Source organism: Mycobacterium paraffinicum (assembly GCF_001907675.1).
GTDB classification, from domain to species: domain Bacteria; phylum Actinomycetota; class Actinomycetes; order Mycobacteriales; family Mycobacteriaceae; genus Mycobacterium; species Mycobacterium paraffinicum_A.
Genome location: NZ_MPNT01000021.1, coordinates 84791 through 103330 on the forward strand (window position 1 = coordinate 84791; position 18540 = coordinate 103330).

Below are 18540 nucleotides of genomic sequence, written 5' to 3' on the forward strand. Positions count from 1 at the left end.
CGCGGTCTGCTACGACCCATGGCCGTTACCTCGCCGGTGTCGGAGCGATCGACCGTCGCGGCCCTGTTGCTGCTGACCTTCGCCACCGGCCTGGGGGACTCGATCAGCATCCTGGTGCTCGGTCACGTGTTCGTCGCGAACATGACGGGAAACGTGATCTTCCTCGGCTTTTGGCTGGCGCCCCGGACGAGCATCGACCTGACCGCGGTCGTGGTGGCGCTGCCCACGTTCGTGTGTACCACGATCCTCAGCGGCCGGATATCGCGGCACTTCGGCGACCGGACGCGGCGGTGGATCACCACCGTATTGGCAATGGAGATCAGCCTTTTGGTGGCGCTGGCGATCCTGGCGGGCGCGGGTGTCTTGCGGTACCACGACAACACCAAGCTCATCATGATCGGCCTCCTCGCGGTCACGTTCGGCCTGCAGCACTCGAGCGCCCGCCAGTTCGGCATCCAGGAGCTGTCCACCACGGTGTTGACGTCGACCATCGTCAGCCTCGGTCTGGACAGTCGCCTTGCGGGCGGTTCGGGCGCCCGTCAGACGTTGCGGCTCAGCGTCGTGCTGACGATGTGCGCCGGCGCGTTCCTGGGGGCGTCGATGTCGCGCTTCGTCGTCGCGCCGGTGTTCGCCGTCACGGCGGCGGTGGTGGCGGCCAGCCTGCTGATCTTCCGGTTCGGGCCGAGCTAGTTGAAGGCCAGCCAGCTGGGCAGCGCCCGCTCGTGCGAGTCGCACAGCACCTGGCGGGTGTCGCACGACCCGCGCGGCGATCCCGCGCCGGCCCACATGCCGCCGGTGTCGCGTCGCAACACGATGGCCGACGACCCGCCCCCGTCGAGCAGGATGGCGTTGTCGCTGCCCAGCCCGCGGAACAGGTCCTGCATGTTGTCCGGGGTGTAGCTGCCGCCCTCGAAGATGTACATCTCGTCCTTCTGCCGCGAGTACGCCAAAGCCGTTCGCGCGGCGCTGGGCCCGCCGTCGTGCAGCTGCCCGGTCTGGCCGGGCGCCAGCAGCCCGATTCCGGATACCGCGACGAACCGCTCGTTCTTGTTGAGCAGGTCCTCGACCACCGGGGTGGCGGAGTCGTAGTCGCTCTTGCTCCTGGGCCACACCACATAGGGCGCCCCGCCCGACGGCAGGATCATCGTCGTCAGGACGCTCCAGCTTTCACCGCCGCCCGACAGCCCCTGCTTGCCCGGGTAGGCGACAGTGCCGGTGACGGCCTGGTTGGCGCGGCCCTGGCCGTTGGTGTTGTCCACGAAGGCGCCGAGCGGCGAGCTGCAGCCGGTCTGCCGCCATGAGCCGCCCTTCTGCCCGCGCACGTCGAAGAAGTTGGCGTTGATCGCGATCGTGGGTTGGCCCATCCGCTGCCACGCCTGCAGCGGCGCATAGAGTTCCGAGGCTTGCCAGAGTCCCTCGCCGGTGCGGGCGCCGGGGTTGTTCTCGCAGCGCGCCTGGTCGCCCTGGTGGGTGTCGACCAGCAGGTGGGGCGACAGCCGACCCGCGGCGTTCTTGATGATCATCAGGTGGCCGCCGTTGTTCATCTCGTACCAGCTGCCGCCGGCGTTGAGCATCGGTGTGGGATGTCCGGGGCCGAAGTTGTAGACCAGGTAGGAGCCCTTGGTGGTGTTGATGGCGTTGGCGAGCAGATCGCGGCCGTCGGCGGCGTGCGCGACCGGCAGGCCGGTGGTCCACGCAAGGGCCGCGCCGGCGACGATGGCGGTGCAGCCGGCCACCAGCCGGCGCAAGCTGGCGCCTCGGGTCAGCACGATCGCCCTTTCCGCCCTGATCTGGATGCAACAGCAACATCATCAGTCACATCCGTCACACTGTCAATCTAGGTAACGGCCTGATGACGCTTGGGCGGCGGTCGAATTACGTTTGCTCGCTTGCGCTTTCGCTCGAGGTGTCCGACTCGGTGGCGGCGTCCGTTCGTCCGTGCTTGCCCTGGCGCGCCGTGTGCTGGGCCTGGTGCTCCTGGGCGATCGCCATCTCCACGGCGCCCGGAATCCGGTGGAATCCCTTGCGGTCGTACAGGTGTGTGACGAAGCCGCCCAGCAGCAGCCCGATCGCGAGGCCGATCGTCGTCATGATCAGCGCCTGCGAGATGCCGGTATCCGCGTGCCCCTTGAAGTACAGCAGCGACCGGGTGCCCAGGAAGACCTGGTGCATGGGCTCGAATTCGGCCAGCCAGCGGAAGAACGTCGGCGTCGCCTCCAGCGGCACGGTGGCGCCGGCCGAGGGCAGCCCGAGGATCACGAAGATCAACATGCTGACCAGCAGGCCGCCGGTGCCCAGCACGGAGAGCAACGAACTCGAGGTGATGCCCACCGCGGCGATGGCGAACACCCCGTACGCCCAGAGTTGCCAGCCGAGGTCGATGGGCATGCCGAGGCCATGAGCGATCGCGATATAGGCCGCGGAGGTGAGCAAGCCCAGCAGCACCATGATCGCCCACTTGAGCAACAGCGTCTGAAACCGCGAAATCCTGACCTGCTCGGCGAAGCGATACACCGGGCCGAATTCGGCAGGTACGTAACCGAGTAACGCGTCGACCAGGGTGCTGACCACGATGCTGCCGGTGAACCCCGCGAGCAGCAGCAAGAGCGCGTAGTAGAAGGCCGACAGCCCGTTTCCGGTGCCCTCGGGCAGCGGGTTGTACACGGTCGACTCGATCTCGATCGGGGTGGAAAGGCCCTCTTCGGCGGCCCCGGCCAGCGGCGCGCCGCCGGTCTGCGCCTTGACCTGGGCGAGGAGTCGTTCGCCCACTTCGCCATTCGCTTCGCCCATCGCCATGTTGAGCGTCTGGGCGGCGATGCTGGAGCCGAGCGTGCCGGCCCGAGGATTCGTCGAGATCGTGATCACCGGCCGTTCCGCGGGACCGGGCACCACCGCGCTGGCGCCCAGATCGCGCAGCTTCGACGAGAAGCTGGGCGGTATCAGCACCGAGCCGTAGACGTGCCCGGTGTTCAACTCGTGCTTGGCGGCGTTGCGACCGAGCACGCGGACGTCGAACTTGTTCTTGTCCAGGCCGTTGACCAGGCGGCCGGTGAGTTCGGCGCCCGCCGGCCCGGCGTCCTCGTTCACCACGGCGATGGGGAAGTGCCGCAGGTTGGTCATCGGGTTCAAGATGCCGCCCAGGTAGAGCGCGCACAACGCCGACATCAGGGCCAGCGTGATGACGAGCGGCGCCGCCCAGAATCGCACGGTCCGGATCGCCTTGATGTTCCGGTTGGGGTTGGGCGCCGCGTGCTGCGGCCGCGATTGCGACATGCCGGCTCCTGTCTGTCACGCCCACTCTAGGGTCTCGCGGCCCCCAGTTTCTCGTGCATCTCCCAGACCAGAAGTTCCGCCGGCTCGGTCGCGCTCACCCGTGCGCCGCCGGCATCGGTGAACCGAACGGCGTCACCCTCGAGCAGGTCGCCGACGCCTTCGCAGGTGATGGCTCCGCGCGCCGCAAAGAGGTGCAGGTAGGGCGCCTGCGGGAGCAGCACCGCGTCGCCGGCCCGCAACCGCGCGGCGTGTAGCGCGGCACCGCGATTGTGCAGGGCGATTGCCCCGTCCTGGCCGGGGATGCCTGAGGCGATCGTCACGAGTGTGCCGGCCAACGCTTCCGCGTCGATCTCGTGCTGTTGATAGCCCGGGGCGATGCCCGCCTCGTCCGGCGCCACCCACATCTGCACGAAATGCACTGGCTCCGTGGATGAGTCGTTCTCCTCCGAATGCAGGATTCCGCTGCCCGCCGACATGCGCTGGGCCAGGCCCGGATAGATGACGCCGTGATTGCCGATGGAGTCGCGGTGCGCCAATCGACCCTGCATGACCCACGTGACGATCTCCATGTCCCGGTGCGGGTGCGTGCCGAATCCGGTTCCGGGCGCGACGATGTCGTCGTTGTTCACCAGGAGCACCCCGTGGTGGGTGTTGTCCGGGTCGTAGTGATCACCGAACGAGAACGAGTGCCGCGACGTCAGCCAGGGCGTCGTGGTGACGGCCCGCGTGGCCGCTCGCCGAACGTCCGCGTGGGCAGCCATGCGCCCAGACTAATCTCCCGGCGAGCTCAGGACACGGTCGCGGCGAGCATCCCCTGAGCGTGCCGAAGCGCGGCGTCGAGCTCGGGCAGGGTCAACTCGGCGGAGCGGCCCAGGTGGATCTCGATCTGATACTCGGGCTGGCCGTGCGGGCCGAAGATCGGCAGCACCACGAATTCGGCTGCGGACAAATCGGTTTCGAGCGCATCGGTGACGGACTGCAGCGTCGCCATCGTCATCAGGGTGGTGAGCTGGCGGGTGACCCGCGCCGTCGGGTCCAGGGACGCCAGCACCTCCGCGAGCCGATCGTGCAGCGACTGGTGGGTGTCGTCGAACCGCCACGCGCCGTACCCGCGGGCGCGAATGTCGGCGAGCACCCGTTGGTGTTCGACGACTTCCGCCCGGGTTAGCCGCGGCGTCACCCGATGCAGCCAGGTCTCGACGAATTCGTCGTCGCGCCAGGCCATGGCGACCAGGCCGAACGGCGGGTCGATGGGGAAGCGCTGGCCGACGGCTTGCCCGCCGTCGGTCCCGTGCCCGACGGCGTCCACGGTGGTCAGGTGCCGCCCGCCGATTCTCGACATGGAGCAGCCCCCGCCGAGCGAGTCGTGCAGAAACCGCAGGGCGTCGCGGCCCCGGTCCAGCAGCGGGAACTGCGCCCGCAGCCCGTGCACGAGCCCGAACAGGCCGCTGCCCAGCACGTAGCGGCGGTCGCCGCGGCGCGCCACCCAGGCGCGTCGTTCCAGTTCGGCCAGCACGAGGGCGCAGGTGGACGTGCTGATCGCGCAGCGCTTCGCCACCTCGGCCGACGTCAGACCCGTCGGCGAATCCGCAAGCGTGGCAAGGACATCCATGACGCGACCGGTGGGCGGCGATTTGACGGTTGACGTGGCGATGTCCACCTCCCTACCATCCGTCCAAATTGTAAATCTATACGTCCTAATATTAGGAGACGATCCGCGGTGATCAAGGTGGGAGTGTGGGGGCCGGGTTCGATGGGGGTGATCGCGTTGCGCGGCGTGATCGACCACCCGGAGTTGGAGCTGGTCGACCTGGTCGTGCACAGCGACGCCAAGGCGGGGCGCGACGCGGGGGAGCTGTGCGGGATCGCGTCGGTCGGGGTGACGGCCACCCAGGACCCGTCGGCGCTGCTCGCCGGCGACGCCGACGCGGTGGTGTACGCCGCCGGCGCCAACTTGCGGCCGCTGGAGGCCGTGGGGGACATGGTCTCGATCCTGCGCGCCGGGAAGAACGTGGTGTCGTGTTCTGTTGTGCCGCTAGTCTTTCCCGACGGTGTCGACGCGGCGTTCACCGAGCCGCTGCGGGCCGCCGCGCTGGACGGCGGTGCGTCGTTCTTCACCACCGGCATCGACTCCGGGTTCGCCAATGACGTCCTGCCGCTGGTGCTCACGGGTGTCTCGCGGGTCATCGAGTCGGTCCGGGTCACGGAGATGTTCAACTACGCCACGTACCCGGACCGGGCCGCGGTGTACGACATCCTGGGTTTCGGCAAGCCCCCGGAGTACCAGGCGTTCGCGGCGCAGCCGGGGATGTTCAGCTTTGGCTGGGGGCCGGTCCTGCATCAGCTCGCCGCCGGCCTGGGCGTCAAGATCGACGACATCGAGGAAAGCAACGAGCGTATCCCCACCGCCGAGTCCTTCGACACGCCCACCGGCCACGTCGCCGCCGGGACGATCGCGGCCATGCGCTCCACGCTGACCGGATACGTCGGGGGCAAGCCAACTTTCGTCCTCGACCACGTCACCCGGATGCGTGACGACATCGCGCCGGACTGGCCGCAGCCCCACATCTCGATCCCGCCGAAGGACCTCGGCTACGGGCAGGCCTCCGGGCGCGGGCTCTATCGGGTGGAGATCGAGGGATCGCCCAGCATGCGGTGCGAATTCGAGATGGCCGAAGACCACGACCACGACCTGGGTGCCCGCATCGCGGGCGCCTCGCGGATGGTCAACGCCATTCCGGCGGTGTACGCGGCCCCGCCGGGGCTGCTCTCGGCGCTGGACCTGCCGCTGGTCACCGGGGCGGGCCTGGTCCGTCCGGTGCCGGGGCCGTCCCCGGACAGCCGGTTGTTCTAGGCGACGCCGCCGGGATATGTCGCGTCGGCCAGCGCCAGGATCTCGGTGCGGTCCGCGGGCAGGATGAAGCGCGAATCGATGGCCGCGTCGAGAGCGGCGGTGAAGCGCTCCAGGTACTCCGTTTTACCGCCCGGGTAGAGGCGGCGCACCGTGTCGGTGTCGAAGGGTTCGCCGGACCCGAAGATCGCGGCCATCAGGTTTTCGTCCGCGGTGATGCCGGACGTGCGCGCGATCGGTACGTCGACCCAGGGGCTCCGGATGCCGCCTAAGGCAAGGCCGTTGGCGTCGACCAGCAGCTGGGGCGACTCGGATTCGCGGGTGGCTATCGGCGCGGCGGAGGGCGCCGGCTGGCCGGTGCGGACCCACCCGTCCAGCGCGGCGACGGCGGCCTGCACCACGTAGTGATGCTGCGGGGCGAAGTTGATGTAGTGGTCGAGTTGCTGACCCATCAGCATGTTGGTCGGCGCGTAGGCGGCGACGATGTCGTCGAGCGGAGCCGACCCGGAGTCGATCGGCGCCACCTGAATGGTGTAGTTGTCGGCGTGCGCGGCGCCGGGAATCTCCCAGACCCGCAGCAACTCGGTGTCGGGCTGCCTCGCCGAGTAATAGCCCAGCGGCACATGACCGAAGAGGTCGGTTTCGGTGATGACGGTGAGCAGTGGGACGCGCAGGTCCGGGCGGAACTTCACCGCCTGCTGCGACCCGCGGGAGGACTCCAACCCCTCGATCAGCGAGACCCCGTCCAGTGGCGCGGCGGGCCCGAATCGCGAGTGCACCAGGAAGCCGTCGTAAACCCCGGCGAGCGGATCGACGGCGTTGACGTAGGTGGTGAGGAACATCGCCGATTGCGACTCGCCGATCCCGATCACGTGTTGCGGATGCAGCCCGCCGAGGATGCCATCGCCTCGATCCCGGACCAGTTCGCCGGCCTGGGAGAAGATGTCGAACGCGAAGGCGTCGCCGGGGTGGTGCAGGCTCCCGTAGCGGGCCGGATCTTGAGTCTTCAGCGACATGTCCATCCCGAGCAGGCTGGTGCCGCCGTCGATCCCCACCTTCTGCGCCGAGACGGCGACGTAGGCGTAGCCCGCCCGGACGATTTCCCGGTGCGCCATCATCCACACCGCGGGCGCGTCGATGCCGCCGCTGACGTTGAGCCACTCGACCAGCGCGGTGCCGTTGAAACGGGCCGGATCGGTGGGCGTGATTGCCACGATCCTCGTCGTGTAATCGGCTGTACCGCTGCGTGTTACGTCCCAGCGACCGTCCGGGCCGAGCTTGCCCTCCGGGGCGTAGGAGGATGCCGTGCCGGAGATGAAGAACTCTTCGGCGGCGTAACCGACGCTGCCGATGTCGAAGGCACCCAACAGCAGAAGCGGCTTTCCGGACGCGGGTGTGACGTCAATGTATGTCATAGCGCCTCCGGCAGGCCGAACTTCGCGAACAGCTTCTCGTCGAGGAACGCCACCACGTGTGACACCCCGTCGCCGCGCACGTCGAGCACGTGCAGCTGGAAGGGCACGTGCCGGTCACCGGCGCGCATGTACATGGCGGCGCCGGGCTGACCGTTGGCGATCAGCGGCAACAGGCGCATGTCGCCGGGGTGTTCGGCGGGGCATTGCTGGTGAATGAGGGTGACGATGTCGCGCGCACCCTGATACCAACCGGCGTACGGCGGCATCTCCCAGACGGCTTCGGCGGTGAACAGTTCGACCAATCGGTCGATGTCGTAGGTCTCGAAGGCGGCGATGTAGCGCGCCAGCAGGTCCTGGGTTTCCGGGGAATCCGGTGCGGCCAACCGGTCGCCGGCGCTGGGCCCGACGGCGTCGAGCTGGGACCGGGCGCGCTGCAGCAAACTGTTGACGGCGGTCGTGGTGGTGCCGATCGCGTCGGCTACTTCGGCGGCCTTCCACTGTAAGACGTCGCGCAGCAGCAACACCGCCCGCTGCCGGGGTGAAAGGTGTTGCAGCGCAGCGACGAACGCCAACCGGACCGACTCTCGCGACCCGACGATGACCGAGGGGTCGGCCGGGTCATTCGTCAGGTCCGGGAGCGGTTCCAGCCAGGGCACCTCGCGCCGCTCGTGCAGTTCGGCGGTGGGGTCGGAGCTGGGGGCGCCCAACCCGGTCGGCAGCGGCCGGCGTTGCCTGCCCTCCAGCGCGCTCAGGCAGGTGTTGGTGGCGATGCGGTGCAGCCACGTCCGCATCGAGGACTTGCCCTCGAACCGGTCGTAGGCCTTCCACGCACGCAACAACGTTTCCTGCACCAGATCCTCGGCGTCGTGCAGCGACCCGGTCATCCGGTAGCAATGGGCCAGCAGCTCACGGCGGTACGGCTCGGCGTGGGCCGAAAAGTCACCGCCGACCCGGGGGACGCGGTCGGAGTCTGCGGTGTTTTGCGCAAGCAGTCCCACGATGGGAGAGCCTACGGCAGTGTCTGGCCGGGCGACCTGCACCGGGAGCCATTACGCTGCCCGTAATGACTAGGAGCGTGCAGTGAACCGAGCCGAACGGAACTTCGACGGATTCGGTGGAGTGCGCATCGTTTACGACGTCTGGACGCCGGACACCGCGCCGCGGGCGGTGGTAGTGCTGTCGCACGGTTTCGGCGAGTACGCCCGCCGGTACGACCACGTCGCGACGCGTTTCGGCGAGGCGGGCCTGGTCACCTACGCGCTGGATCATCGCGGGCATGGCCGCTCGGGTGGCAAGCGGATGCTGGTGCGCGACATCTCCGAATACACGGCGGACTTCGACAGCCTGGTGCGGATCGCCACCCGGGAGCACCCCGGCCTCAAGTGCATCGTGCTCGGGCACAGCATGGGCGGCGGCATCGTGTTCGCCTACGGCGTCGAACGGCCCGACAACTACGACCTGATGGTGCTGTCGGGGCCCGCGGTGGCCGCCCAGGATCAGGTGTCGCCGCTGATGGTGCTGGCCGCCCGGGTGCTCGGTGTCCTGGTGCCCGGCCTGCCGGTGCAGGAGCTGGACGTCGACGCCATCTCCCGGGACCCGGAGGTGGTGGCGGCCTACAAGAGCGATCCGTTGGTGTACCACGGCAAGGTTCCGGCCGGCATCGGTCGCGCCCTCGTGCAGGTCGGCGAGACCATGCCGCAGCGCGCGCCGGCGCTGACGGCGCCGCTGCTGGTGGTGCACGGCTCCGACGACCACCTGATCCCGGTCGCGGGCAGCCGGCGGCTGGTCGAGTGCGTCGGGTCCACCGATGTCGAACTCAAGGTCTACCCGGGGCTCTACCACGAGGTCTTCAACGAGCCGGAGCGTGACCAGGTGCTGGGAGACGTGGTCTCCTGGATCACCGCCCGGCTCTGAGGCGGAAGTGTCGTAAGGCTCCCGTATTTTGGCGCATATGACGAGCGCCGACGACGATGCAGAGCGCAGCGATGAGGTGGGGGTACCCCCAGCCGCGAAGCGGCGAGGGGGAGAGTGGCGCATATGACGCGCGCCGACGACGATGCAGAGCGCAGCGATGAGGAGAAGTGGCGCATATGACGGACGACAAAATGCTGGCCCGCATCGCCGCACTGTTGCGTCAGGCCGAGGGCACCGACAACCCGCACGAGGCGGACGCTTTCATGAGCGCCGCGCAGCGGTTGGCCACGGCGTCCTCCATCGACTTGGCGGTGGCGCGGTCCCACGCGGCGAACCGCTCGCCGGCGCAGGCCCCGACGCAGCGGACCATCACCATCGGAGAGGCCGGCACCAAGGGGCTGCGGACCTATGTGCAGTTGTTCGTGTTGATCGCGATGGCCAACGACGTGCGCTGTGATGTGGCGTCGAATTCGACGTTCGTCTACGCCTACGGGTTCGCCGAGGACATCGACGCCACCCACGCGTTGTACGCGAGCCTGGTGGTCCAGATGGTGCGGGCGTCGGACGCCTACCTGGCGTCGGGGGCGCACCGGCCGACGCCCACCATCACCGCACGGCTGAACTTCCAGCTGGCCTTCGGGGCGCGCGTGGGCCAGCGCCTGGCGGAGGCCCGTGACGAGGCGCGGCGCGAGGCCACCAAGGACCGGCGTCGTCCGCCGGGCACGGCGATTGCGTTGCGCGACAAGGATGTCGAGCTGCACGACTATTACCGGGGAGCCTCGAAGGCACGGGGCACATATCAGGTCAGCCGGGCGACGGCGGGCTATTCCTCGGCCGCGCGGCGCGCGGGGGACCGGGCCGGCCGCCGGGCGCGGCTGGGCAGCAGCCCCGAACTCCCGGGCGCGCGCACCCCGTTGGGCCGGTGAGCTCGGGGCGCTCCGCCCAGAGGGACTCCCAGCGCGCCAAGGTTTACGCGGCCGAGGAGTTCGTCCGGACGCTGTTCGACCGTGCCGCCGAGCACGGGTCGCCGTCCGTGGACTTCTTCGGCGCGCAGCTCACGCTGCCGCCGGAGGGGCGATTCGGCTCGGTTTCCGCCGCGCAGCGCTATGTTGACCAGGTGCTTGCGTTGCCGGCGGTGCGCCGGCGGTGGCCTTCGGTCGCGCCGCTGCGGGTGCGGCCGCGACGGGCCGCCACCGCGGCCCACTACGAATTCCGCGATGGCGCAGGCGTTATCGCGGTCCCGGACCGTGACACCGCTGACTGGGCGCTGCGCGAACTGGTGGTGCTGCACGAGGTCGCTCACCACCTGTGCCAGGCCGAGCCGCCGCACGGCCCGGAGTTCGTCGCGACGTTCGGCGAGTTGGCGGAGCTGGTGATGGGGCCCGAGCTCGGCCACGTGCTGCGCGTCGTCTACGCCAAAGAGGGTGTGCGATGAGTTCGTTCGGCGACGATGCGGACGCCCGGGCGCGCGAGGTCGAGGCCCAGCTGACCGACGACGAGCGGTTCTCGCTGCTGGTCGGCGTGATGGGGGCCGGTGACATGTGGCCGGTGCGCGACGAACGCATCCCACCGGGCGTCCCGATGAGCGCCGGCTATGTCCCCGGCGTTCCCCGGCTCGGCATCCCGGCGTTGCTGATGAGCGACGCCGGCCTCGGCGTGACCAACCCCGGCTACCGCCCCGGTGACACCGCCACCGCGCTGCCCGCCGGCCTGGCGCTGGCCGCGGGCTTCGATCCCGCGCTCGCCCGCGCCGCGGGTGAGGTGATCGGCCGGGAGGCCCGCAGCCGCGGATTCAACGTGCAGCTCGCCGGCGCGATGAACCTCGCGCGCGATCCGCGGAACGGGCGCAACTTCGAATACCTTTCCGAGGACCCGCTTTTGACCGCCACGATCGCCGCGGAGTCGATCGACGGCATCCAGCAACAGCGCGTCATCTCGACCGTCAAGCACTACTCGCTGAACTGCAATGAGACCAATCGCCACTTCCTGGACGCGGTCGTCGACGCCGACGCCCATCGCGAATCCGACCTGCTGGCCTTCGAAATCGCCATCGAGCGCGCCAGGCCGGGCGCCGTGATGACCGCCTACAACAAGGTCAACGGCGTCTACGCCGCGGCCAGCGACGTCCTGATCAACCGGGTGCTGAAAGGTGCCTGGGGATACCCCGGTTGGGTCATGTCCGATTGGGGGGCCACGCCGTCCTGGGAGTGCGCGCTCGGCGGGCTCGACCAGGAGTGCGGGGCGCAAATCGATGCGCTGCTGTGGCAGTCGGAGGCGTTCGGTGCGCCGTTGCGGGCCGCGCATGCCGACGGCAGGCTCAGCGACGAACGGCTCTCCGACATGGTCCGGCGGATCCTGCGGTCGATGTTCGCGGTCGGCATCGACCGGGCCGACGCCGCGCCCGCGCCGGATCTGGCCGCGCACAACGAGATTGCGTTGCGGATCGCCCGGCAGGGGATCGTGCTGCTGAGCAACGGCGGCCTGCTGCCCCTGGCGCCGGAATCCGCCACCCGGATCGCGGTCATCGGCGGGTACGCGAACGTGGGCGTGCCGACCGGCTACGGGTCGAGCGCCGTCGTCCCGCCGGGCGGCTACGCGGCGGTGATCCCGATCGGCGGCGCCGGACTCGAGGCCGGGCTGCGCAAGCTGCACCTGCTGCCGTCGAGCCCGCTGGAGGCGCTGCGCACGCAATTCCCGCACGCCCGGATCGAGTTCGACCCCGGCATCAGTCCCGCGGAGGCGGCGCTCGCGGCGCGTCGCGCCGACATCGCGATCGTGTTCGCCGTGCGCGCCGAGGGGGAAGGGTTCGACATCGTCGACCTGGCGCTGCCGCAGGGGCAGGACGCGTTGATCGCCGCCGTGTCCGCCGCCAACCCGAACACCGTCGTGGTGCTCGAGACCGGCAATCCGGTGACCATGCCCTGGCGCGACTCGGTGCGGGCCATCGTGCAGGCCTGGTATCCGGGCCAGGCCGGCGCCCGGGCCATCGCGGAAGTCCTTGCGGGGCGGGTTAATCCGTCGGGGCGCCTACCGATCACCTTCCCGGCCGACCTGCGCCAGACGCCGCGCCCGGAGCTGCCCGGCCTCGGCGCCTCGTGGGGGGAGCCGAGCACGATCGAGTACGTCGAGGGATCCGACGTCGGCTACCGCTGGTTCGCCGCCACCGGAGCGACGCCGGCGTTCGCCTTCGGACATGGCCTGTCCTACACGAGTTTTGACTATCTAGACCTTGTGGTGAGCGGCGGGGACACGGTGACCGCCGGCTTCAGCGTGGTCAACGCCGGCACCCGGCCGGGGGCCGACGTCCCGCAGCTGTATCTGACCGACGCCCCGGACGGGCCATGCCTGCGGCTGCTGGGATTCGAGCGGGTCGAGCTGGAACCTGGCGCCAGCTGTCAGGTGACCGTCGAGGCGGACCCGCGCCTGCTCGCCCGCTACGACGGCGGCCTGGGACGCTGGCGCATCGACGGCGGCGAATATCGGGTGGCAGTCAGTACGTCGGCCGTCACACCGCAGCTGACCGCGACGGTCGAGCTGGCCGGCCGTACCTTCGGGCGCTGATCGCGGGGCCCCGGCCGCATCGAGTGTGCGTTGACGGCTTTGGCTGTGCGCTCAGGGTTTTCCAACCCCGGCGTGTCGCCGCCCAGGACGCACACTCGACGCGAGCCTGCGCGGACTACTTGACCGGGGTCAGCTCGTCACCGCAGGTGCAGCGGTACGGCTCGCCCGAACCCGAGCAGTGGCAGGGAACCTCGATGCGAACGCGACACCCGCAGCCCTCGTGGCCGCAGGTCAGTTCGGTGCCTGCTTCGTAATTTGCCATTTCACTCACCCATTTCTCTGTTGTGATCCCTTACGGCTGTGATCGACCACGCTGCCCACTGTATACCCCCCGTGGGTATAGGTAAACGACCGTGACCCATCCGATACCGCCGCGGCGAAGCGCGGCTAGCTTGGTGGCATGACCCAGAACCCAACGCCCCAAGACGTCGACGACTTTTTGAACGACACCGTGATCGGTGACGATCCGGCGCTGAGCGGAGCGGTCGAGGCCAGCGACGCGGCCGGCCTGCCGCAGATCGCGGTGTCGGCCCAGCAGGGCAAGTTTCTGAGCCTGCTGGCCGCCGCCATCCAGGCGCACCGCATCCTGGAGATCGGCACGCTGGGCGGCTTCAGCACCATCTGGCTCGCCCGCGGCGCCGGCCCGCAGGGCCGGGTGGTGACCCTGGAATACGAGCCCAGGCACGCCGAGGTCGCCCGGACCAACCTGGAACGGGCGGGCGTCGCCGACCGGGTGGAGGTGATCGTCGGCGCAGCGCTGGACACATTGCCGACCTTGAACGGCGGGCCGTTCGACTTGGTGTTCATCGACGCGGACAAAGAGAACTACGTCGCCTACCTGGACTGGGCGGTCCGGCTAGCCCGCCCCGGCGCACTCATCGTGGCGGACAACGTTGTTCGCGAGGGACAGGTCCTGGACCCACAGCACGATGCGCAGGCGCGGGCCGTCCGCGAGACGTTGCGGCTGATGGGCGAGCACCCGCGACTGGACACCGCCGTGATCCAAACGGTCGGGGCCAAGCGCTGGGACGGCTTTGCGCTCGCGCTGGTGCGCTAACGCGGGCGGAGGTCGGCGACCGCCGGCGCGGCGGGGCCGAGTTCGCTTATTCGCAGTGCGGTTTCGCCGGTGTGCGTCGTCGGACATCGACGTGGTGGGGACGCGCTTCCTGATGACGCTAGCGGGCAGGATTTCGTTGCTGGCATGCGGCGATCGAGCGTAATCTTGACCGCAGATGGATGGGTGCAGATAGCTCAAAAAGCTTGCTGCATAACAGAAAGGTCCCAAAATGAGTACAGTCCATTCATCAATTGATCACCACCCCGACTTGTTGGCTCTGCGCGCGAATTACGACCGCGTGGCCGAGTCGATGAGTGCGCACGTCACCTTCGGGCTGGCGCTGCTGACGGGCCTGTACGTGGCCGCGTCACCGTGGCTGGTGGGCTTCAGCGCCACGGGATCGCTTGCCACGTCTAACCTGATCGCCGGAATTGCCGCGGCATTCCTGGCCTACGGGTTCGCGACGGCACTCGACCGTGCACACGGGTTGACCTGGACGATGCCGGTCCTCGGCGTATGGGTCATCGCGTCGTTGTGGATCCTACCGGGCATGACGCTGACCGCCGGCGTGATGTGGTCGAACGTCGTAGCGGGTGCGTTGCTGACCCTGTTGGGCGTCAACGCCGCCTACTTCGGCAGGCGCACGCGGGCGGCGGCCACCCACGCATAGATTCCAAACCCGTTGAGCGAGGCGGCGATCGGGGCTAGCCGCAGACCGCGCCCTTCGCCGCCGTACTCACCAGCTTGACGTACTTTGCCAGTACGCCCGTCTTGTAGCGCGGCGGAGGGGGAGTGAAACCCGCTCGCCGGGAATCGAATTCGTTCTCGTCGACCAGCACGTCAAGCAGGCGGTTCGCCACGTCCAGGCGAATCGGGTCGCCGTCGCGCAGGAAGGCGATCGGGCCGGCGTCGACCGCCTCCGGCGCGATGTGCCCCACGCACAGCCCCGTCGTCCCGCCGGAGAACCGGCCGTCGGTCAGCAGCAGCACGTCCTTGCCCAGGCCGGCGCCCTTGATGGCACCGGTGATGGCGAGCATCTCGCGCATCCCGGGACCGCCCTTGGGGCCCTCGTAACGGATCACCACCGCGTCGCCCTTGGTGATCGTCCCGTCCTCGAGGGCGTCCAGCGCGGCCCGCTCGCCGTCGAAAACCCTTGCGGTGCCTTCGAACACGTCGGAGTCGAAGCCGGCCGACTTGACCACCGCACCCTCGGGGGCCAGCGACCCGCGCAGGATGGTGATGCCGCCCGTCGGGTGGATGGGATTGTCCAGCGCCCGCAGCACCTTGCCGTCCGGGTCGGGCGGATCGATCGCGGCCAGGTTCTCGGCCACGGTCTGCCCCGTCACCGTCAGGCAATCCCCGTGCAGCAGGCCCGCATCCAACAGCGCCTTCATCGCCACCGGCACGCCGCCGATCTGGTCGACGTGGGACATGACGTGACGGCCGAACGGCTTGACGTCGGCCAGGTGCGGAACCTTCGAACCGACCCGGCTGAAGTCGTCGAGCGACAGCTTCACGTCGGCCTCGTGCGCGATCGCCAGCAGGTGCAGCACGGCGTTGGTCGATCCGCCGAACGCCATCACCACCGCGATCGCGTTCTCGAACGCCTCCTTGGTGAGGATGTCGCGGGCGGTGATCCCGCGGCGCAGCAGTTCGACGACGGCTTGGCCGCTGCGGCGGGCGAACCCGTCGCGGCGGTAATCGGTCGCCGGCGGGGCCGCGCTGCCCGGCAACGACATGCCGAGGGCCTCCGCGGCGCTGGCCATCGTGTTGGCGGTGTACATGCCGCCGCACGCGCCCTCGCTCGGGCAGATGGCACGTTCGATGGCGTCGACGTCCTCCCGGGGCATCAGCCCGCGCGCGCACGCGCCCACCGCTTCGAACGCGTCGATGATGGTGACCTCGCGTTCGGTGCCGTCGGACAGCTTGGCCCGGCCGGGCAGGATCGATCCCGCGTAGAGGAACACCGACGCCAGGTCCAGGCGCGCGGCGGCCATCAGCATCCCGGGCAGCGACTTGTCGCAGCCGGCCAGCAGCACCGAGCCGTCGAGGCGCTCGGCCTGCATCACGGTCTCGACGCTGTCGGCGATCACCTCGCGCGAGACCAGCGAGAAGTGCATCCCCTCGTGGCCCATCGAGATGCCGTCGGACACCGAGATCGTCCCGAACTCCAGCGGGAAGCCGCCGGCCGCGAACACCCCCTCCTTGACCGCCTTGGCCAGCCGGTCCAGCGAGAGGTTGCACGGCGTGATCTCGTTCCACGACGACGCCACCCCGATCTGTGGCTTGGCGAAGTCCTCGTCACCCATCCCGACCGCTCGCAGCATGCCGCGCGCGGCGGCCTTCTCCAGGCCGTCGGTTACGTCACGACTGCGCGGTTTGATGTCGGTGACTCCGGTCGCATCGCGTGTTGTGGCCATCCTGCAAGTATGCGTGAACAGGCCGGACGGCAAATGTGCGGGTCATACCCGGGCGGGGTATAAGGTGGATTCGTGACGCCGGCCCCCGCCACGTGCGGGGGCGCGGATGGGCAGGGATAGGGACAGCATGACGAACGCGCACGGATATTCGCAGCAGAAGGACGACTACGCCAAGCGGCTGCGGCGCATCGAGGGCCAGGTGCGCGGCATCGCGCGAATGATCGAAGAAGACAAGTACTGCATCGACGTCCTGACCCAGATCAGCGCCGTCAACAGCGCGCTGCGTTCGGTCGCCCTGAATTTGCTGGACGAACACCTCAACCACTGCGTCACCCGCGCCGTGGCCGAGGGGGGAGACGACGCCGATCAGAAGCTTGCCGAGGCCTCCGCGGCCATCGCACGCCTCGTTCGTTCCTGATTGGTGACCGAGTTGAGACCCTTATTGTGGCCGCAATAAGGGGGGAGCCGTAGTTGCGGTCCGTACGGTAAGGCAGTGTGATCGCATTAGGCGCGACGACCCAGGAGCTGGGTAGCCCGGCCGATACAGACGCCATGACTGCCGAACCCAACGCTGCCGCCCGAACGTGGACCCCACGGGTCGCGGCCCAGCTCGGTGTGCTGGCCGCGGCGGCCTTCACCTACGTCACCGCCGAGATCCTGCCCGTCGGGGCGCTGCCGGCCATCGCGCGCAACCTGCACGTCAGCCTGGTCGTGGTCGGCACGCTGCTGTCCTGGTACGCCCTGGTGGCGGCGCTGACCACGATTCCGCTGGTGCGTTGGACCGCGCACCTGCCGCGCCGGCGCGTGCTGGTGCTGAGCCTGGCCTGCCTGACCGTCTCACAGTTGATCTCGGCGCTGGCGCCGACCTTCGCGGTGCTGGCCGCCGGTCGGGTGCTGTGCGCGGTCACCCACGGCCTGTTGTGGTCGGTCATCGCGCCGATCGCGACGCGGCTGGTGCCGCCGAGCCACGCCGGCCGCGCGACGATGTCGATCTACATGGGGACCAGCCTGGCGCTGGTCGTCGGCAGCCCACTGACCGCGGCCATGAGCCTGATGTGGGGCTGGCGGCTGGCGGTGGTGTGCGTGACGGTGGCGGCCGTCATCGTCACGGTGGCCGCCCGGGTCCTGTTGCCGGAGATGGTGCTCACCGAGGACCAGCTGAAGTGCGTGGGCCCGCGGTCCCGCCACCACCGCAACCGCCGGCTGATCGTCGTCAGCATCATCACCATGGTCGGCGTGACCGGGCACTTCGTCTCCTACACCTACATCGTGGAGATCATCCGCGAAGTCGTCGGCGTGCGCGGGCCGAACCTGGCGTGGGTGCTGGCCGCTTACGGCGCGGCGGGAGTGGTGGCAGTCGGCCTGGTGGCGCGGCCGCTGGACCGCCGGCCCAAGGGCGCCATCATCGGGTGCCTGGCCGGTTTGACGGCCGCGTTCGTCGTGCTGACCGCGCTGGCCCTGGGCGGCCGGCCTGCCGCGGGCGCCGCGCTGATCGGCACGGCGGCGATCGTGCTCTGGGGCGCGATGGCCACCGCCGTGTCGCCGATGATGCAGTCCGCGGCGATGCGCAGCGGGGCCGACGACCCCGACGGGGCGTCGGGGCTCTACGTGACGGCGTTCCAGGTGGGCATCATGGCGGGCGCGCTGGCCGGCGGCCTGCTCTACGAGCGCAGCGTCGTGCTGATGCTGACCGCGTCGGCCGGTTTGATGGCCGTCGCGCTCGTCGGCGCGGCCGCCAACCGCCAGGCGCTCGACGTTGCGCCGACAAGCTCACGCGATTCATAGTCAGCCAGCTCAACGGCCAAAATACCGCCTAAACGGGTCGCGGCGCGCCCGTGAATTTGTTAGCTGGCGGGCGCCCTATGCCACACTGTGTGAGGAACTCGAATGTGGAGGGATGCATATGTCGGGCTGGACGCGCGGGCGGCTGTCGGCCGCCCTGAACGCCGCCGGATTGGCTTCTGTCACCTTAGCGCTGGTGTTGAGCGCCGCCCCGGCGATGGCGGATCCCGATCCCGCCCCCGCCGATCCCGGCGTCGTGGCGGGGCC

18 protein-coding genes are annotated in these 18540 nt (G+C 69.3%); 10 read left to right on the plus strand and 8 right to left on the minus strand.

Translation table 11 applies throughout. The features are described from left to right. The first annotated feature begins 18 nt into the window (after positions 1-18). Entirely contained in the window at positions 19-690 is a 672-nt protein-coding gene (locus tag BRW65_RS20880) for a YoaK family protein (RefSeq protein ID WP_073877817.1), read from the plus strand. On the opposite strand, the gene BRW65_RS20885 is transcribed toward BRW65_RS20880, so the two are convergent. From BRW65_RS20885 to BRW65_RS20900, 4 genes are all read right to left on the minus strand, one after another. Further along, positions 687-1796 (minus strand): phosphodiester glycosidase family protein, encoded by a 1110-nt coding sequence (locus tag BRW65_RS20885; RefSeq protein ID WP_139273194.1) that lies wholly within the window; start codon positions 1794-1796, stop codon positions 687-689. The genes BRW65_RS20880 and BRW65_RS20885 overlap by 4 nt on opposite strands. A gap of 79 nt (positions 1797-1875) precedes the next feature. Continuing rightward, the gene (locus BRW65_RS20890; RefSeq protein ID WP_073877821.1) at positions 1876-3273 is read right to left on the minus strand and encodes a YhgE/Pip domain-containing protein; all 1398 of its coding nucleotides are present in this window, start codon (positions 3271-3273) and stop codon (positions 1876-1878) included. Between the two features lie 26 nt (positions 3274-3299). Continuing rightward, entirely contained in the window at positions 3300-4034 is a 735-nt protein-coding gene (locus BRW65_RS20895; protein WP_073877823.1) for a pirin family protein, read from the minus strand. A gap of 26 nt (positions 4035-4060) precedes the next feature. Beyond that, positions 4061-4885, minus strand: coding sequence for a MarR family transcriptional regulator (locus tag BRW65_RS20900; RefSeq protein ID WP_073877875.1), 825 nt, complete (start codon positions 4883-4885; stop codon positions 4061-4063). Positions 4886-4993: 108 nt separating this feature from the next. On the opposite strand from BRW65_RS20900, the gene BRW65_RS20905 reads away from it, so the two are divergent. After that, the gene (locus tag BRW65_RS20905; protein ID WP_073877825.1) at positions 4994-6127 is read left to right on the plus strand and encodes an NAD(P)H-dependent amine dehydrogenase family protein; all 1134 of its coding nucleotides are present in this window, start codon (positions 4994-4996) and stop codon (positions 6125-6127) included. Here the strand turns inward: BRW65_RS20905 and BRW65_RS20910 are convergent. Further along, complete coding sequence (locus tag BRW65_RS20910; RefSeq protein ID WP_073877827.1) at positions 6124-7539, minus strand: alpha/beta hydrolase domain-containing protein; 1416 nt, start codon at positions 7537-7539, stop codon at positions 6124-6126. The two genes, BRW65_RS20905 and BRW65_RS20910, sit on opposite strands and share 4 nt — an antisense overlap. Further along, positions 7536-8537, minus strand: coding sequence for a sigma-70 family RNA polymerase sigma factor (locus tag BRW65_RS20915; protein ID WP_073877829.1), 1002 nt, complete (start codon positions 8535-8537; stop codon positions 7536-7538). The genes BRW65_RS20910 and BRW65_RS20915 overlap by 4 nt, the downstream gene beginning before the upstream one ends. A gap of 82 nt (positions 8538-8619) precedes the next feature. On the opposite strand from BRW65_RS20915, the gene BRW65_RS20920 reads away from it, so the two are divergent. From BRW65_RS20920 to BRW65_RS20940, 4 genes are all read left to right on the plus strand, one after another. Continuing rightward, positions 8620-9453 carry an alpha/beta hydrolase gene (locus BRW65_RS20920; protein ID WP_073877831.1) on the plus strand — a complete coding sequence of 278 codons (834 nt, stop codon included), beginning with the start codon at positions 8620-8622 and terminating at the stop codon, positions 9451-9453. A gap of 176 nt (positions 9454-9629) precedes the next feature. After that, positions 9630-10379 (plus strand): DUF2786 domain-containing protein, encoded by a 750-nt coding sequence (locus tag BRW65_RS20930; protein ID WP_073877833.1) that lies wholly within the window; start codon positions 9630-9632, stop codon positions 10377-10379. Continuing rightward, on the plus strand, positions 10376-10888 hold the full coding sequence (locus tag BRW65_RS20935; RefSeq protein ID WP_073877835.1) for a TIGR04338 family metallohydrolase: 513 nt from the start codon (positions 10376-10378) through the stop codon (positions 10886-10888). The genes BRW65_RS20930 and BRW65_RS20935 overlap by 4 nt, the downstream gene beginning before the upstream one ends. Next, positions 10885-13014: a glycoside hydrolase family 3 protein gene (locus tag BRW65_RS20940; RefSeq protein WP_073877837.1), complete on the plus strand. Its 2130-nt coding sequence runs from the start codon at positions 10885-10887 to the stop codon at positions 13012-13014. Before BRW65_RS20935 ends, BRW65_RS20940 begins: the two co-directional genes overlap by 4 nt. Before the next feature lie 115 nt (positions 13015-13129). On the opposite strand, the gene mymT is transcribed toward BRW65_RS20940, so the two are convergent. Next, the gene (mymT, locus tag BRW65_RS20945; protein ID WP_073877879.1) at positions 13130-13276 is read right to left on the minus strand and encodes a metallothionein MymT; all 147 of its coding nucleotides are present in this window, start codon (positions 13274-13276) and stop codon (positions 13130-13132) included. 138 nt (positions 13277-13414) lie between these two features. Between mymT and BRW65_RS20950 the strand changes: the two genes are divergently transcribed. Beyond that, the gene (locus tag BRW65_RS20950; RefSeq protein ID WP_073877839.1) at positions 13415-14071 is read left to right on the plus strand and encodes an O-methyltransferase; all 657 of its coding nucleotides are present in this window, start codon (positions 13415-13417) and stop codon (positions 14069-14071) included. A 229-nt stretch (positions 14072-14300) separates the two neighbouring features. Next, entirely contained in the window at positions 14301-14741 is a 441-nt protein-coding gene (locus tag BRW65_RS20955) for an SPW repeat protein (RefSeq protein WP_073877841.1), read from the plus strand. A 34-nt stretch (positions 14742-14775) separates the two neighbouring features. Here BRW65_RS20955 and ilvD read toward each other — a convergent pair whose 3' ends face one another. After that, positions 14776-16491 carry a dihydroxy-acid dehydratase gene (gene ilvD / locus BRW65_RS20960; RefSeq protein ID WP_073877843.1) on the minus strand — a complete coding sequence of 572 codons (1716 nt, stop codon included), beginning with the start codon at positions 16489-16491 and terminating at the stop codon, positions 14776-14778. Positions 16492-16618: 127 nt separating this feature from the next. On the opposite strand from ilvD, the gene BRW65_RS20965 reads away from it, so the two are divergent. Next, positions 16619-16909: a metal-sensitive transcriptional regulator gene (locus BRW65_RS20965; protein WP_073877881.1), complete on the plus strand. Its 291-nt coding sequence runs from the start codon at positions 16619-16621 to the stop codon at positions 16907-16909. Positions 16910-17043: 134 nt separating this feature from the next. After that, positions 17044-18276 (plus strand): MFS transporter, encoded by a 1233-nt coding sequence (locus BRW65_RS20970; protein WP_073877845.1) that lies wholly within the window; start codon positions 17044-17046, stop codon positions 18274-18276. Positions 18277-18540 lie beyond the last annotated feature (264 nt).